Origin of the sequence: Parabacteroides sp. HGS0025, assembly GCF_000969845.1 — a bacterium.
GTDB classification, from domain to species: domain Bacteria; phylum Bacteroidota; class Bacteroidia; order Bacteroidales; family Tannerellaceae; genus Parabacteroides; species Parabacteroides gordonii.
Map to the genome: position 1 here is coordinate 72,957 of NZ_KQ033904.1, position 15,758 is coordinate 88,714.

Consider the following 15,758-nt stretch of genomic DNA (forward strand, 5'->3'; position numbering starts at 1 on the left):
ATATTATACATCATGAAAGATTACAAACAACCTGTATGGTGGTGGCTGTCGCTCTGCATCCTTTTATGCATTGGGACTGCTTGCAAAGATGAAAATGAGACGGATGAACCATTATCAAGTACCTCCTACTACGAAGGTGAATTTCGTTTCGTCAACTTCCACAGGAAGATGGCACCGGGAGCCTATGAGTGTTACTTCACCAACCGAGAGGATAAATCGGAACTGGTAGTAGCGGCTATAGTCTATTCCGAAGAAGGGGAAGTGGTCTTTATCCCCGAGTCGCCTGTACGCACCGGCGATTATTATTTCAACCGGGCTGTCCTGGTGAAAAGCGACCGGCCGGCCAATGAAGCCGAAGTAGGACTCGATGTCCCCCTGGGGTGCGAGATGAGTATCACCCCTACAGCCTGCACATTGAAGGAAGAAACACCCGACCCTAACCTGGAATGTTATGGCTCGGGAACTAAAGACGATCCTTTCCGCATCTCCTCGTATGCCCATCTTCAAAACTTAATGAACCTGGTTAACTCAACGGAGGAGAATAATAAAAAGTATGGCGATAAATACTACATACAGACGGCGAACCTTTCGCTGAAGGTTCCCTGTGCCAACCTCAACGGCGGCTGGAACTCGATCGGCAACCACATAACAAGGCCGTTTGCCGGACACTATGACGGGCAAGGCTACAAGATCAAGAACATGACCGTCAAGCGCACGGGCGATATCGTGCCCCAGCCTGCCGGATTGTTCGGCATTATCATTAACAGCAGTATCCGCAACGTGAAGCTGGAAAGTTCGACGATCGAGAGTGACTTTGCCGTAGCCGGCATGTTGGTCGGGGCAGTAGTGTCGACCGGCGACATGCGCCTGACCTCCGGACTGAGCAACTGCACGGTGTCGTCCGATTGTAAGATACAGGCACCCTACCTGGTGGGCGGACTGGTAGGCGGTGTTAATCAGAATGCACGTCTGGTGATGAGCAAATGCACGAATCACATGCCGGTAACGGCTCCCTACCAGGGAGTAGGCGGACTGATCGGGGCGGCTTTCTTTGCCTCGACCGTCACCCTCGAAGGATGCACGAACACGGCTGCGGTCACAGGACGGTCGGGGATCGTGGGCGGACTGATCGGCTCGGCCGATACCCTCATGGTAAATGATTGCAAGAACTCGGGGATGATCGATGGCGGCATCAACTCTATCGGTACCGGCGGATTGGTAGGCGGCGGACTGAACGTCATAACCAGCTTCAGCGAGAACCGCGGAACGGTGACAGGCGACCGCGAAGTTGGTGGTATCATCGGTTCTACCGCCCGTAACTCATCGGAAAAGACCTATGGCGATACGCATGTCTACACCAGTGGTAACTATGCCGAAGTGAAGGGTAACAGTGAGGTCGGAGGCCTGGTCGGTGCCGCTCAGATATTGATTTCCGGCAGTTATAACTTTGCTACGGTAAAGGCAAGTCAAAAGAATGTGGGCGGCCTGGCGGGATTAGGCCCGATGGCTATTATCATCGGATCGACCAATGACGGGGATGTTAGTTGCTACGGATCGGACGAAGACAGCTTTACAGGCGGCGTACTGGGTTCGGCACAGGACTACGTGATAACCGGCTCCAACAATTGCGGCAAGGTAAGTAATCCCAACGGCAAAGGTACGGTAGGTGGTATCCTGGGCGGTTGCGACCTGCTGGGTATCGTATCCTATTGCGGTAACTTCGGCAGCGTGAGTGCCGACCAAGGGGCAGCCGGCGGTATCATAGGACGTGCCGGCAAACCGCGTAACCTGACGGATAAGATGATAGCCGATATGGTGTTAGGCACCGCCCTAAGCATTGCTACCATCGGCATGTCGGCTTCCGAGATACCGGGAGCGGGAGGCAGCAAGCAGAAAGCGGCCAAGATGATGGCCAGAAGCTTGCAGATAGGTATCGCGAACAATGTACTCGGAGCGCTTACCTCGGTAAACGATTTCGCTTGGGCGATTGCCAACAACGTGGTGGAAGAGTCGGCCGTCTCGCGCCAGCAGTTGGAAGATCTGGAGTATAAAAGAAGCAGTGAGCTTGAGAAGTATCACAACAACCGCTTCAACCTTGTCGAGATTAAGTCCAACCACCTGATGGTTTCGCCCGGCCCCTACAGTCGGCAGCTGTCCAACCAAAGGGACTTCCTCGGACGCATCAACCACGCGGATAGCAAATACCAGAATAACCTGAATGACTGGCGCAACGATGTGGAGGACAAGATGCATGCCCGTGAGGAGATGCGTGAAGTGGCGGCCCACGTGGGCGAAACGATCGCTTTCCTGGGCGACATCATCGGCTTCTGTCCGGTGCCCAACCCGGTGAGTATCGTCGTGACCGCCATCGTTGCTTTCTACAACCTCGTGATGAACCTGACGGACTACAGCTACAACCGTGTCGGTATCATCCAATGTTTCAATTATGGAGAGGTTAAGGCTTCCGGTAAATACTTCTCGGGAGGTATTGCAGGTGAACTGCACGATTATGCCCGTATCCTCGACTCGGCCAACTTCGGCCCGGTAGAGGGCGACCATGCCGGTTATATGTTCGGCAAAGGAGGGCATTTACCGGCGGTAGAACGCAGCCTTAATTTGCGCGATGATGGTGCACTGTTCTACAAAGAATGTGAGATGTACAGCTCGAAAGGCAAGAACATCGATGTACGTGAAAAAGGAGCAGATGTATTCGAGAAAAAGACATACACCTTGTTTAACTTGGAGAAAGAGTGGGAATGGCTACCTTTTGAATCTCTCCCGGCGATAAACCGCTCGACCTTCGAATAAATCCGAGGCCTTCCCAGCACCCTTGCTGAGAGTGAAATAGATTAATTATCAAACAACATACAGACATGAAGATGACATATGAAATAACAGGGAAACTGATTCCCCTCCTGCTGCTTTTCGGAAGCCTGCTGGCAACCGGTTGCAGCAAGGATGACGAAGATATACCGGACATTCCCGGCAAACCGAATGAAGAGAATGTGATAGTGCTCACCCATGAAGTCGCCGCCTCGATCCCGATCTTCTCGGCCACCAGCGTTGCCCCTCCGGGCGAATGGATTTTCTGTCTCGAAGACAATGATGGCAATGAGTATATGATACCCGGCTCGGCCGGCGAAAAGAAAGACGGCACGTATATGCACCTGCTCCTGCCGGAAGGTACCAAATGTATAACCTATACCGTTAAGTACGTAATCAACCGGGAAGAAACAGCTGGCTACGACCTGGGCTTCACCATCACACTGGATGAAAAAGGTATTATCACCTGTCAGGATATATGGAATGAAGACCTGGAGTTGTTCGGCAAAGGAACCTGCGAATGGCCTTACAAGATCAGTTCACTGAAAGACATCAATGCCATTTCCGCTTTCTGCGACGAGAATGGATGGGAAAACACTTGGTTCCAACAGATATGCGACATCTACTGTGATGAAGGAAGCAACAAGCCATATAATGAAACGAATGGCGGTATCTTACCGATCGGAACCCAGAAGCCTTTCCTCGGACATTACAACGGAGGGGGATTTGTCATCAACAAGCTCAAGTTTATCTCTTCCGGTACGACCAATAACATCGGACTCTTTGCCGTGGCGGCCGGCAATGCTACGATCGACAGCGTGCACCTCGACGTGACCAATATCCTGAAAGCCAATAAGAATATCGGCACACTGGTTGCGGTTCTGAAAGAGAATGCCGCCGTTACGGACTGTTCCGCCACGAACGGTAGGATCTCTGGCATCAGCCATGTAGGCGGACTGATCGGATGTATGGAAGGAGGAAGCGTTACGAATTGCAAGAATGACAACAACAGCGTGGAATCTAACCAGCAAAACAACCCTTACACAGATTGTATCGGCGGAGTGATAGGCTGTGTCAACGTTGCCGACGGGGCTACTGTACAGATCAACAACCTCTCCAACAATGCAGCGGTGCTGGGTAATGAAAACATAGGCGGTGTGATTGGCTTCGTCACGGCCACCAATTCATCCACCTCACTCACAATAAATAACCTAACAATGGAGTTGATGGTGATCACCGGCGAGCGGAGTGTCGGCGGCATCATCGGCGGATGTACACAGCCACTGACTCTGACAAATGCAGTCAACCGCTCCGCCATCGATGCGCAGGGTAGCGACCGAAGGGATTTCGGCGGCATTATCGGTGCCATCTCCACCGAGGGGTCTGTGGTGCTCGATAATTGCCAGTCGGGTAAAAACAAGATGGGTGCCCAACCCGACCCAAGCCAGAAATATATCGATGCCGGAGCACATACGGGGGGACTGATCGGATACGTTCATGCCGGTGAGGGTGTCACGCTGAAGAATAGCAGCCTTACCTCCAATACGTACGGTACTGACCAGGTAGGCGGCCTGATCGGCCTTAGCGTATCTGCAACAACTATCGAGAACTGCCGGAATGATGGCGGCAACATACAGGCTTCGGGCATGCAGGCCGGAGGTCTGGTAGGACAGGCTACCGGAAGCATCAGCTTCAATAGCAGCTGCGTGAACCAGGGAAATGTAGAGGTAACGGGTGATTATGCCGGTGGCTTTGTAGGCCAGGCCAATAAAGTCAGGTTATCCGGAGGGCGCAGCCAGGCCAACGTAACAGCTGGCGGCAAGTATAGCGGAGGATACGTAGGATATGCCGGCGATCTCACGGCAGAGGGGATCGACCTTCCCACCATAACCGGTACGGTGATCGGCAATGAATCGATAGGCGGACTGGCAGGTAGTGCGGGCAAAGCATCCGTGAGTAATGTCAAACTGGGTTACATTGTAGGACAAGCAGCATCGACAACGAAATATACAGGCGGCCTGATCGGCTTGCTGGATAAAGGCACATTCAACCAGTGCACCTTCACCGGCTCCGTACAGGGAGGTGAGAAAACGGGCGGCATTGTCGGTTACCAGCAAGGGGGCGAGATCAAAACATGCGTTACCCGGTCGGAAAACCGTATACTCTGTAATGCGACCGGCGAAGTGGGTGGCATAGCAGGCGCTATCGCCAAAACGGCTATCTCCGGCTGCGAGAACCATTCCACTGTGGTTAATGTCGAGAGTGAACACCTGACGGGCGGTATCGTCGGCTACATAGACGAACAGCCGGATAACCTTCAGATAAGGGGTGGCGACCAGACTGGCGGCATCATCGGAGGTCACCGTAGCAACAAGAACTCGAATATCCAGGTTCCCAACTGTCATAATACCGGCGATATCACCGGAAAGGACGAGGTGGGTGGCATCACCGGAAGCCTTATACAGGGACAACTCTACCGTTGTTCCAATAAGGGTACCATCATCGGTACCCGCAGTGCAGGCGGTATCTCCGGCTGTATATACGGTACGGAGTCTTACTATCCCAACGGCCTTGTCAATGAATGTTTCAACACCGGACGGATAGATGCACCGGATAAGGTGGGCGGTATTGTCGGTCGTTTCTTCGGTTGGAGCCATGCCACCGTCAAGAACTCGTACAATAAAGGGGAGATCGGCCACAACGGGGCAACAAGCTGTGCCGGTATCGTGGGATGCATCGACAACAATGCCTACAGCCGTATCGAGTATTGCTACAGCGGCGGAACGCAACGTACAGGTTGGGGTATTGCCGGACGCTATTACACGACAGTAGGCTCGGAAGTGACCTTCGTCAAATGCCATTACTCAAAGGAAAGTGCTCCAAACGACAAACTGGATAACCCCGACTGTACGAAGAACTCAAACGGCGGTCTAAGCTCGCAGAGTAACTTCAAAGGTTGGGATTTCAGCGATACATGGGTGATGAAGTCGATGCCTGAACTTCAGGGAAACCGGGAGACGAATCAGTAATTCAACAGAAAGGTTAATAGTATGAAAGACTGTATCACGAAGAATACGATCCGGGAAGAAGCAAACCGTTGCTGGATGTGTCACGCCCCGGTTTGCTCCGCAGCCTGCAAAGCCAGGATGCAACCGTCGCGAATGCTCCGTTCCCTGCGTTTGGAGAATGAGGATGGTGCCATCCGTCATGCCCGTCAGATGGATGCCTGCCTGACTTGCACGACCCGTGCCTGTGAAAAGGCCTGCCTGCACGGACGAACCGGACAGGCGGTAAAGATCCAAAAGATAGCCGGCTTCCTGTACAGGCAGGGAACCACTATTGACCTGCCAGACAAAGAGCAACCCCTGCCCGACCTGTCGATCGACTTCTGCGGCATCCGTTGTGAGAATCCCTTTATCCTGGCCTCCTCCCCCGTGGCACATAATTATGAGATGTGTGCCCGTGCGCTGGAAGCCGGCTGGGCAGGCATTTGTTTCAAAACGATCTCCTACTACCCTGCACAGGAGGTGTCGCCGCGCTTCGACCAGGTACAGCAGGCGGGGGTTCCTTTCATCGGCTTTAAGAATATGGAACAGTTATCGGAAGCTCCCATTCCGACGAACTTCGATATTCTCTACCGTCTGAAGCAACATTATCCCGACAAACTGATCGTCTCCTCCATCATGGGACAGATGGAAGAGGAATGGACGAAACTAGCCCACTTCTCCACTCTGGCCGGTGCCGACATCATCGAATGTAACTTCTCCTGTCCCCAGATGACGAATGAGGGGATGGGTAGCGATGTAGGACAAAACCCTTTACTGGTACGCAGCTTCACCGCTGCCACTTGCCGGGGAACGCATCTGCCCGTTATAGCCAAGATGACACCTAACCTGGCCGATATGATCTCAGTAGCTCGGGCCGCTCGTGAAGGAGGTGCCACTGGTATCGCAGCAATCAAGACGATCAAGAGTATCACCCGCATCGACGAAGAAGCACTGACAGCCCTGCCTGTCATAGCCGGTAAAAGCTGTGTGTCCGGTTATTCCGGGAAAGCCGTACGACCTGTTGCTCTCCGTTTTATTCATGAGCTGGCTTCCGATCCGGTTGTCGGTCAAATGCCGTTAAGCGGAATCGGGGGTATCGAGACATGGCGCGATGCACTCGACTTTCTGTTGTTGGGCTGCACGAACCTACAAGTCTGCACTTCCGTCATGCAATACGGCTACCGTATCATCGATGACCTTCGTGAAGGTTTACAACTCTACATGCAACGCAAAAGGTACAAAAACCTGTCGGAGCTTTCTGGGTTGGCACTATCCAACATAGTTCCTCCGGAGTCTCTCAACCGCAGCACGATATGCCGCCCGGTCATCGACAGAAAGCTTTGCTGTGGCTGCGGGTGGTGTTTTATCTCCTGTAGCGACGGAGGACACCAGGCTATTTTCTTTCCGCCTTCCCGGCGGCCATCCATCTGTGAAGAGCAATGTGTCGGCTGCCTGCTATGCAGCCTGGTCTGTCCGACAGGGGCTATTAAACAGGGAGAGCGAATGGAAAAAGCCCGCGGACAACAACTATTCTTACCGGAATAGGGAATAATCCGCGGCGAGTCGTTATCTTTGCCGTAGTCAAACAACAACGCGACAATTATGAGACATTTCACTTGTGTACAAGATTTAGGCGACCTTCGTCAGGCGCTTAACGAAGCGTTCGAGATAAAGAAAGACCGCTTTCAGTTCACAGCTCTTGGTAAGAACAAGACGCTGCTAATGATATTCTTCAACTCCAGCCTGCGTACTCGCCTCTCTACCCAGAAGGCTGCCATGAACCTGGGGATGAACACGATGGTACTCGACGTGAACCAGGGCGCCTGGAAACTGGAAACCGAACGCGGTGTCATCATGGACGGCGACAAGCCCGAACATCTGCTCGAAGCCATTCCTGTGATGGGTTGCTACTGCGATATCATCGGCGTACGCTCCTTCGCTCGTTTTGAGAACAAGGCAGACGACTACAACGAGAAGATTATCTCCGAGTTCATCAAATACTCTGGTCGCCCGGTATTCAGCATGGAAGCGGCTACCCGCCACCCATTGCAGAGTTTCGCCGACCTGATCACCATCGAAGAATATAAAAAGACTGCCCGTCCGAAGGTGGTTATGACTTGGGCTCCTCATCCGAAAGCATTGCCGCAGGCTGTTCCCAACAGTTTCGCCGAATGGATGAACGCTACCGACTACGAGTTCGTTATCACCCACCCGGAAGGTTACGAGCTGGATCCGAAGTTCGTCGGTAACGCCCGCGTGGAATACGACCAGAAGAAGGCCTTTGAAGGTGCCGACTTCATCTACGCCAAGAACTGGGCTGCTTATGCTGATCCGAACTACGGTCAGGTATTAAGCAAAGACCGTGCCTGGACTGTCGATACGGAAAAGATGGCGCTGACCAACAACGCTTATTTCATGCACTGCCTGCCAGTACGCCGTAACATGATCGTTACCGACGACGTGATCGAAAGCCCGCAAAGCATTGTCATTCCGGAAGCCGCCAACCGTGAGATATCGGCACAGACTGTCCTGAAGAAAATCCTGATGGGGCTATAAGAATATAGTTGTGCCACGATCGTGCCATAGCCTTGGCACAGATATGCATCCGGCGTGGCACAAAAGTGCATTCACTATGGCACAATTATGCCATAGTGAATGCACAAATCTTTATCACCGGTCTACAATCCGAAATAATATGAAACACAGACATCTTACACTCACCTTCTCCTTCCTTATTATCCTCCTGCTGAACAGTTGCAAACAACCGAAACAATACTTTGAAGTAGCAGGAATGCTCCATACTCCCTACACTATCAAGTTTGAGTACACAGAATCGCTGGAAGACGAAATACAAGCTGAGCTTCAACGTTATTACCACTGTCTGAACCCATTCGACTCTACCTCCATTATCTCACAGGTGAACAGGAACAAAGAGATAGAAGTGGACGATCTCTTTGTCGAAGTATTCAACAAAGCAATGGAAGTGTCCGAACAGACCAACGGTATTTACGACATCACTTGTGCCCCGCTGATAAATATTTGGGGATTCGGTTTCAGCAAAAGCGACAATATCACGCCCGCCATAATAGATAGTGTCCGTTCGTTTGTCGGCTATCGGAAAGTACGTCTGGAAGGGAAAAAGGTTGTAAAGGATGATCCCCGCCTTCTGCTGAATTGTTCATCTTTGGGGGATGGTTGCAGTTGTGAAGTCATTGCCCGTCTCTTCGATAGCAAAGGCATTGAAAACTACCTGATCGACATTGGTGGCGAAACGACAGCCAAAGGCGTCAACCCCAAAGGGGAATGCTGGCGTATAGGCATCACCAAACCGTCCGACGATCCTATGGGAACCAATCGGGAATTACAGGAGATCGTCCGCCTATGTGGTCGTCACGGCCTGGCCACTTCAGGCGATTACCGTAACTTCTACATCAAAGATGGCAAGAAATATGCTCACACCATCGATCCGCGTACCGGTTATCCAGCCGCCCAACCCATCCTCAGCGCTACCGTCATTGCCCCCGACTGCATGACCGCCGATGCTTACGCTACCGCCTTTATGGCTATGGGTCGTGAGGTAGCCCGCAAAATCCAGCAGGAACATCCCGAACTGGAATATCTCTTCATCTATGCGGATGAGAACGGGGATTACCGCACGGACTACTCCGACGGTTTCCGGCAGTATCTTGTTTCCACAGAATAAAAGACGAAGAAACAATCTTTTAAATCAAGGCTTTAGCATTCTTATTTATCAACTTATTCCTCTATTCAATTGTTTTACTATAAACTAAAACATAAAGATATGGGGTTCAATATAGCAAAAACAAATAAGAAACGGGTAGTCATCATAGGGGGTGGCTTCGGGGGGCTAAAGTTGGCCAATAAGCTGAGAGGAAGTAACTTTCAGGTTGTCCTGATCGATAAAAACAATTTCCACCAGTTCCCGCCTTTGTTGTATCAGGTAGCATCTTCCGGACTGGAACCGGGATCGATCATATTTCCTTTCCGTAAGATATTCCAGAAACAAAAAGATTTCTATTTCCGGATGGCGGAAGTGAAAGCCGTTATCGCCGAACGTAACCTGATCGAGACTTCCATCGGCGAATTGACCTACGATTATCTGGTAATCGCCTCCGGAACCGTCACCAACTTCTTCGGAAACAAAACCATTGAAGAAAAGGCATTGCCAATGAAGACTATTCAGGAAGCTCTCGAACTCAGAAACACACTCCTTTCCAACTTCGAGAAAGCGACAATCTGCACCGATCCGGAAGAACGGCAGGCACTGATGAATGTCGTTATTGTAGGCGGTGGTGCAACAGGAGTTGAAGTATCCGGTGTACTGGCCGAAATGAAAAAGTTCGTCATGCCGAAAGATTATCCGGATTTGAAGCCATCGGATATGAATATCTATCTGATAGAAGGTTCCCCGAAATTGCTCGGAGTAATGTCACCCGAGGCTTCTGCCAACGCTGAAAAGTTCCTGAAAGAAATGGGGGTGAATATTATACTCAACAAGCGGGTTATAGATTACCAGGACGGAAAAGTCATATTGGACGATAACTCCACTATCACGACAAAAACACTCGTATGGGTCAGCGGTGTAACAGCCACCCACTTCGACCATATCGATAAAGAACTATTGAACCGCGGCGGTCGGATCACCGTGAACGAGTTCAACCAGATGCAGGGAAAGACGAATGTATTCGCTATCGGTGATGTCTGTTTCCAGACAGAAGAAGAATATCCGAACGGCCATCCACAAGTTGCCCAGGTCGCTATCCAGCAAGGGAACCTCCTGGCTGAGAATCTCAAACAACTGGAAGCCGGTAAAAAACTAAAGCCCTTCCATTACGTGAACCTCGGTACACTCGCAACCGTAGGACGTAACAAAGCCGTTGCCGACCTGAAAAAGTTAAAATTACAAGGGTTTATCGCCTGGATGGTATGGATGGGGGTACATCTTCGTTCCATCTTGGGAATCAAGAATAAACTGATGGTACTGATAGAATGGGTATGGAGTTACTTCACTTACGATCAGTCCATCCGCCTGATAATTTATATCCCTAAAAGAAAAAAGGATGAGTAAAACACAAGAAGTCCCCGTGCCTGGCACGAGGACTTCTTGTTATAAGCTATATGTCAGCGTCAACCACGTAACCCGCGCATCACGATTACGTATCTGTTCCATCTGCATTTTATCAGTATCGATAATGGTCGTCTCTTCCAGGCCGTCAAAAATATTATTGATGCTTAAATTAGTACGTAACTTACGATTCATAAAATACTGGGAAAGCCCGGCATTCACACTGCTGTGGCTTTTCACTTTCCCCTGCGGTGTCAGCTGATCTGAAATATAGAAACCATCCAGCTGTAATTCCGTAGTAGAAGTGATATTGAAAGTTATGCTCCCCTTCAGGTCGGTACAAACCATCGATTTCTTCTCATCATATCCGACCGTACGACCGTCGATCTCATCCCGATACACATTACCGGAAAAACCGATAGAAAGAAGACGGATCGGATCCCAGTTCCCTGAAAGTTCGAAACCTAACGCCTCACTATGGCCGACATTCGTCTTTTGCCAAATAGACTCGTCATTCACCACTTCCATTATACGGTTCGACTTATTACGATAATACACTGTCGGAGATAAACGGAAGCGATCAGCAGTCAGCAAATAAGACAATTCCAACGAATGGACGAACTCATCTTTCAGATCAGGATTCCCCTGTACCAGATGAGTAGGATCGCTGTACTGGATGAAAGGGTTGAGGTCAGCCCCATAAGGACGGATCACCCGTTGCAGATAACTTAAAGACAGGTTACCGGTCTTTCCGGTCTGCAACGACAACTTCACACGGGGATATGCATGGAAACGGGTAGTTTCCTCTTTCAACGTATTTGCTTTCAGTTCCTGTGAATTGAATTCCCCCTGTACACCAACTTCGGCGGAGAAACGATACCAACGTTTATCGACGGAAGCATACAATAAATGAGTATTACGGTTAAACGAATAATCGTATGACTTATTGGCAACAGGCACCCAACTGTCATCACTCATATTAATATCGTTCGTCTCCGTGTTATACTTTTCATCTTTGAATCGTCCGATATAGCCGACTTTAAAGTACCAGTCATCCGCAAATAACTTACTGAATGCAGCAGACAGGAAGTAATTATGCTTATCCTGGTTGATGAACATATTATCCTTTTTCAGAATTGTACCTGTTCCCGGCTTCTCATTCTCATAATAGTTATCCTCATCATATCCGAAATCGTTATAGTTGAATGTGATATTCAACTGATCCTGCGGATTGGCAAAACGATGGTTCCAACGTACCTCCAAAGCATAGGCATCCTGACGCTGGTCATTATAACGATGACGTGTCATCTGGTTCTTTACGCTACCATCCGGATTCAGAACCTTATTATTGATACCACCGTAACGGCTGTAATCCATCAGATGATACAGACCATATACAGTCAGCAGGTCATTCGAAGTCAGGTCGTAGCCGACACTCAGGTCTGCCAGATGTACATCCGGGCGGGCGGTAGCATTATTATTCATAAGGGTTGTCCCTGTCTCCGTCTTTGTCGTTTTATCGAACGAACGCTTGCGGTATTCCTTCCGATAGTTATATTTCCCCACGATGTGGAACTTACCCGGATGCAGATTGACGATTGCTCCGGCATTATAGCGTTCCTGCAATCCGGCTCCCAACGTAACGGTCAGCGGCGAATCTTCCTTCGTATAGTTTGCCGACGCAAGATTCAACAATCCCGCATCCCCGTCAGGCACAAAGGATATATCCGGCAAAGCCGACATGGAAATCCGGTTAAAGAATAAAGCCGGCAATTGTATCAAAACATCCCCGCTGTATTCTTCCAGCAGTCCATACGGAATACCGTTGATAAGCATCCCGGCTTTACTGGAACCACGGTAGGTTACGCCTCCTTCGATATCCGTAACCAGCGAAGGCATCTGACGAAAAGCATCCGACACCGTATTGGTCAGGCTACTCAGATTGTTTTCAACCTGCAGGCGCTTGACTTCTCCTCCGCTAAGTCCGGCAAAACGTTTGCCTTGTATCTCTACATTCTGTAATGACAGGTTCATATCGACCGGTGTCTGTGCACCGACAGTATGACTTAATAATGCTATTGCGGGAAAGATGAGTAAATTTCTTTTCATATTGTTATACCGTATATAAACAAAAAAAGTCTGTATGTTTAAGCATACAGACTGTCCTTTTAACTGGATTACTGAATATTATTCAGCAGGAGCAGCTTCTGTTTCAGTAGCAACAGCAGTTGAATCACCTTCAGCAGGAGCAACTTCTTCTGTTACAGTTTCTTCTTCTACAACTGCAGGAGTTTCTTCTACAGTAGTTTCAGTTTCAGCAACTTCAGCATTTGATTCTGCAGATTTGTTACCACATGATGTGAAAGAAACGGCTGCAACAATAGCAGCAAATGCAACTAACTTTTTCATTTTGTCTTTAATTTAAACGGTCTATAATGTCTTCTTGTTGTAAAACGATGCAAATGTATGTATTAATTATATATGTTGTACAACATAAGACATTTTTTTTTCAACTATTTTTTGATAGAGGAGCAACTATCTGTGTATCAAGATAATTCTCATAGCTAGTTTATTCATATAGAACCTTAACCTAAATTCTATGGAATACTAAATGGCTCCACTGTATATAAGGCTATATTCATCGATTTGATTTGTGTTTTGATATTTGATGGAATATTATTGTCGGTCACAACTGTATGAATTTTGTTTACAGGAGCAATAAATACAAAGTTACGTTTATTGAATTTACTTGAGTCTAATACTGCAATGACCTCTTTTGACATAGAAAACATAGTCTGATTAATATTAGCTTCTTCAATATCATGTGTAGATAACCCAAATTCAATGTTGAAACTATCCACACCTAGAAAAAGTTTGTCACAATAAAAAACTTTCAGGTTTGATTCTGCTAAAGGACCGACAGTAGAATGCGATACTTCGCGTAAATGACCTCCAAGCAAGATCACATTAAATCTTTTATACTTTAAAAGTTCAATTGCAGTATCAAGAGCATTCGTAATAACTGTCAAATGTTTTAAATGATGAAGATTTTTTGCAATTTCAAAAGTTGTGGTTCCTGAATCAAGCAAAATAGTCTCGCCATCACGAATCAAAGAGGCTGCAAATTTTCCAATGGCCAACTTCTCTTTAAAATTATACAAGCCCTTTAATTTTAAGGATGTTTCATTATTTTTCCCATTGGTATTTGGTAACCGGATCGCACCGCCTCGAGTACGTAACAAAAGATTTCGTTCATGAAGAATATTCAAATCCTTTCGAATAGTCACTTCCGAAACATTAAATTTCTTACACATACTTTCGATAGAAATCTCTGGATTCTCATTCAAATCCTGTAAAATAGTAGCTCTACGCTCTTTTGCCGACCCTATTGATTTCATTACTGTTACAATTTTTGTTGTTAGAAATAAGAATTATTTGCAAAAATAATAATTTTATTGAGTAAAAAGAACAAATAGAATATTAATTTCGAAACATTTCGAAATGTTTTTATTTCATCGCATAAAAACAGACAACACACGCATTTACAGTATATTACAATATAATCCAAAGGGATTGTTTAATTTTTCGAAATAAAAAACAAATGTTTTGACTCTTTTTCTGTAAAGAAATGAAATATTTTTGCCCAAAAGAAAACAATAATAAAAAGATGAAAGACAATCAATTTTTTACTTACAAAGAAATTATGCAACAACCAGAAATGTGGTTGAAAGTATATGAATTAGTATTGCAACAACGTGTGAGGATCGAGTCTTTTATTTCCCAATATACCGACCGGAACTACCAGATTATCTATACTGGTGCCGGAACATCAGCCTATATCGGGAATATCTTAGAGATAGTCTTGTCGGAAAGTAATTTTCGGGGAGCAAGATCAGTTTCGACCACAGATCTTATCACTAACCACCATGCTTACATCAATGAAAATCAACCGGTTTTATTGATTTCATTTGCCAGATCAGGAAATAGTCCGGAAAGTGCAGGAGCGATCAAAATTGTAAATACATACTGTAAACATACGGCACATATTTACATTACATGTAACAAAGAAGGGGAACTTGCAAAGAATGCAGACAAAGAGAATACTTTGCTCCTGTTGTTACCTCCCGAAACAAACGATTTGGGCTTAGCGATGACCAGCAGCTTTTCAAGTATGCTCCTCACAGCCCTGCTAGTCGCAAATATACAACATGTAGATACCCAATTGCCCTATATCCAGTCACTGACCCTAAAAGCTCAAAAAATACTGTCCACTTATGCTCCGATTATCCGGGAAATCATGAAACGTGAATTTTCACGTGTAGTCTTCTTAGGATCAGGAGAGTTGAAAGGAATCGCAGAAGAATCACGACTGAAACTACAGGAATTAACCGATGGAAAAATTGTTTGCCAATTCGATTCTTTCCTTGGCTTCCGTCATGGACCAAAAGCTATTATTAACAAAGAAACGGTCCTGGTCTATCTATTTTCCGGAGATGAACATATCCGTCGGTATGAAACCGACCTTGTGAAACAAATCAACACTAATAATAAAGTGACGGCACAGATTATAGTTTCGGAAACACCGGTAAAGACAACAGGTATAAAATCTGATCTCGAAGTGATTTTCGGTGAAGGCGATAGTCCATCCATATACGACTGTATTCCGTACGTTATCGTAGCACAACTGATGGGATTCTACAAATCGCTTGAAATCGGCCTCAACCCCGACACTCCCTCTGTTTCCGGAAATATTTCAAGGATCGTGGAAGGAGTTATCTTGTATGACAACCTATAATAAAAAC

The 15,758-nt window shown here is 47.6% G+C and carries 10 protein-coding genes; 7 read left to right on the top strand and 3 right to left on the bottom strand.

All coding sequences use genetic code 11. From position 1 onward, the window contains the following. The first annotated feature begins 12 nt into the window (after positions 1-12). The 6 genes from HMPREF1212_RS23285 (at position 13) to HMPREF1212_RS23310 (ending at position 10,959) form a co-directional block, all read left to right on the top strand. On the top strand, positions 13-2,808 hold the full coding sequence (locus HMPREF1212_RS23285) for a hypothetical protein (protein ID WP_046151364.1): 2,796 nt from the start codon (positions 13-15) through the stop codon (positions 2,806-2,808). 65 nt (positions 2,809-2,873) lie between these two features. After that, positions 2,874-5,852 (top strand): autotransporter outer membrane beta-barrel domain-containing protein, encoded by a 2,979-nt coding sequence (locus HMPREF1212_RS23290; RefSeq protein WP_046151365.1) that lies wholly within the window; start codon positions 2,874-2,876, stop codon positions 5,850-5,852. A 21-nt stretch (positions 5,853-5,873) separates the two neighbouring features. Continuing rightward, on the top strand, positions 5,874-7,415 hold the full coding sequence (preA, locus tag HMPREF1212_RS23295; protein WP_046151366.1) for an NAD-dependent dihydropyrimidine dehydrogenase subunit PreA: 1,542 nt from the start codon (positions 5,874-5,876) through the stop codon (positions 7,413-7,415). A gap of 57 nt (positions 7,416-7,472) precedes the next feature. Next, a complete protein-coding gene (locus HMPREF1212_RS23300; RefSeq protein WP_028726979.1) occupies positions 7,473-8,426 on the top strand; it encodes an N-acetylornithine carbamoyltransferase in 954 nt (317 codons plus the stop codon). Positions 8,427-8,565: 139 nt separating this feature from the next. Then, positions 8,566-9,573, top strand: coding sequence for an FAD:protein FMN transferase (locus HMPREF1212_RS23305; protein WP_046151367.1), 1,008 nt, complete (start codon positions 8,566-8,568; stop codon positions 9,571-9,573). Positions 9,574-9,672: 99 nt separating this feature from the next. After that, entirely contained in the window at positions 9,673-10,959 is a 1,287-nt protein-coding gene (locus tag HMPREF1212_RS23310; protein ID WP_046151368.1) for an NAD(P)/FAD-dependent oxidoreductase, read from the top strand. Positions 10,960-10,998: 39 nt separating this feature from the next. Here the strand turns inward: HMPREF1212_RS23310 and HMPREF1212_RS23315 are convergent, their stop codons facing one another. The 3 genes from HMPREF1212_RS23315 to HMPREF1212_RS23325 form a co-directional block, all read right to left on the bottom strand. Next, positions 10,999-13,065 carry an outer membrane beta-barrel family protein gene (locus tag HMPREF1212_RS23315; RefSeq protein WP_046151369.1) on the bottom strand — a complete coding sequence of 689 codons (2,067 nt, stop codon included), beginning with the start codon at positions 13,063-13,065 and terminating at the stop codon, positions 10,999-11,001. 78 nt (positions 13,066-13,143) lie between these two features. Continuing rightward, a complete protein-coding gene (locus tag HMPREF1212_RS23320; RefSeq protein ID WP_028726975.1) occupies positions 13,144-13,365 on the bottom strand; it encodes a hypothetical protein in 222 nt (73 codons plus the stop codon). Between the two features lie 188 nt (positions 13,366-13,553). Then, positions 13,554-14,354 carry a DeoR/GlpR family DNA-binding transcription regulator gene (locus HMPREF1212_RS23325; protein ID WP_044191724.1) on the bottom strand — a complete coding sequence of 267 codons (801 nt, stop codon included), beginning with the start codon at positions 14,352-14,354 and terminating at the stop codon, positions 13,554-13,556. Positions 14,355-14,623: 269 nt separating this feature from the next. Between HMPREF1212_RS23325 and HMPREF1212_RS23330 the strand changes: the two genes are divergently transcribed. Next, complete coding sequence (locus HMPREF1212_RS23330) at positions 14,624-15,751, top strand: SIS domain-containing protein (RefSeq protein ID WP_157317125.1); 1,128 nt, start codon at positions 14,624-14,626, stop codon at positions 15,749-15,751. The last annotated feature ends 7 nt before the right edge of the window (positions 15,752-15,758 follow it).

Coding starts and splice junctions, on each gene's coding strand:
- HMPREF1212_RS23285 (WP_046151364.1), top strand. CDS start 13: ATGAAAGATTACAAACAACCTGTATGGTGGTGGCTGTCGCTCTGCATC.
- HMPREF1212_RS23290 (WP_046151365.1), top strand. CDS start 2,874: ATGAAGATGACATATGAAATAACAGGGAAACTGATTCCCCTCCTGCTG.
- preA (WP_046151366.1), top strand. CDS start 5,874: ATGAAAGACTGTATCACGAAGAATACGATCCGGGAAGAAGCAAACCGT.
- HMPREF1212_RS23300 (WP_028726979.1), top strand. CDS start 7,473: ATGAGACATTTCACTTGTGTACAAGATTTAGGCGACCTTCGTCAGGCG.
- HMPREF1212_RS23305 (WP_046151367.1), top strand. CDS start 8,566: ATGAAACACAGACATCTTACACTCACCTTCTCCTTCCTTATTATCCTC.
- HMPREF1212_RS23310 (WP_046151368.1), top strand. CDS start 9,673: ATGGGGTTCAATATAGCAAAAACAAATAAGAAACGGGTAGTCATCATA.
- HMPREF1212_RS23315 (WP_046151369.1), bottom strand. CDS start 13,065: ATGAAAAGAAATTTACTCATCTTTCCCGCAATAGCATTATTAAGTCAT.
- HMPREF1212_RS23320 (WP_028726975.1), bottom strand. CDS start 13,365: ATGAAAAAGTTAGTTGCATTTGCTGCTATTGTTGCAGCCGTTTCTTTC.
- HMPREF1212_RS23325 (WP_044191724.1), bottom strand. CDS start 14,354: ATGAAATCAATAGGGTCGGCAAAAGAGCGTAGAGCTACTATTTTACAG.
- HMPREF1212_RS23330 (WP_157317125.1), top strand. CDS start 14,624: ATGAAAGACAATCAATTTTTTACTTACAAAGAAATTATGCAACAACCA.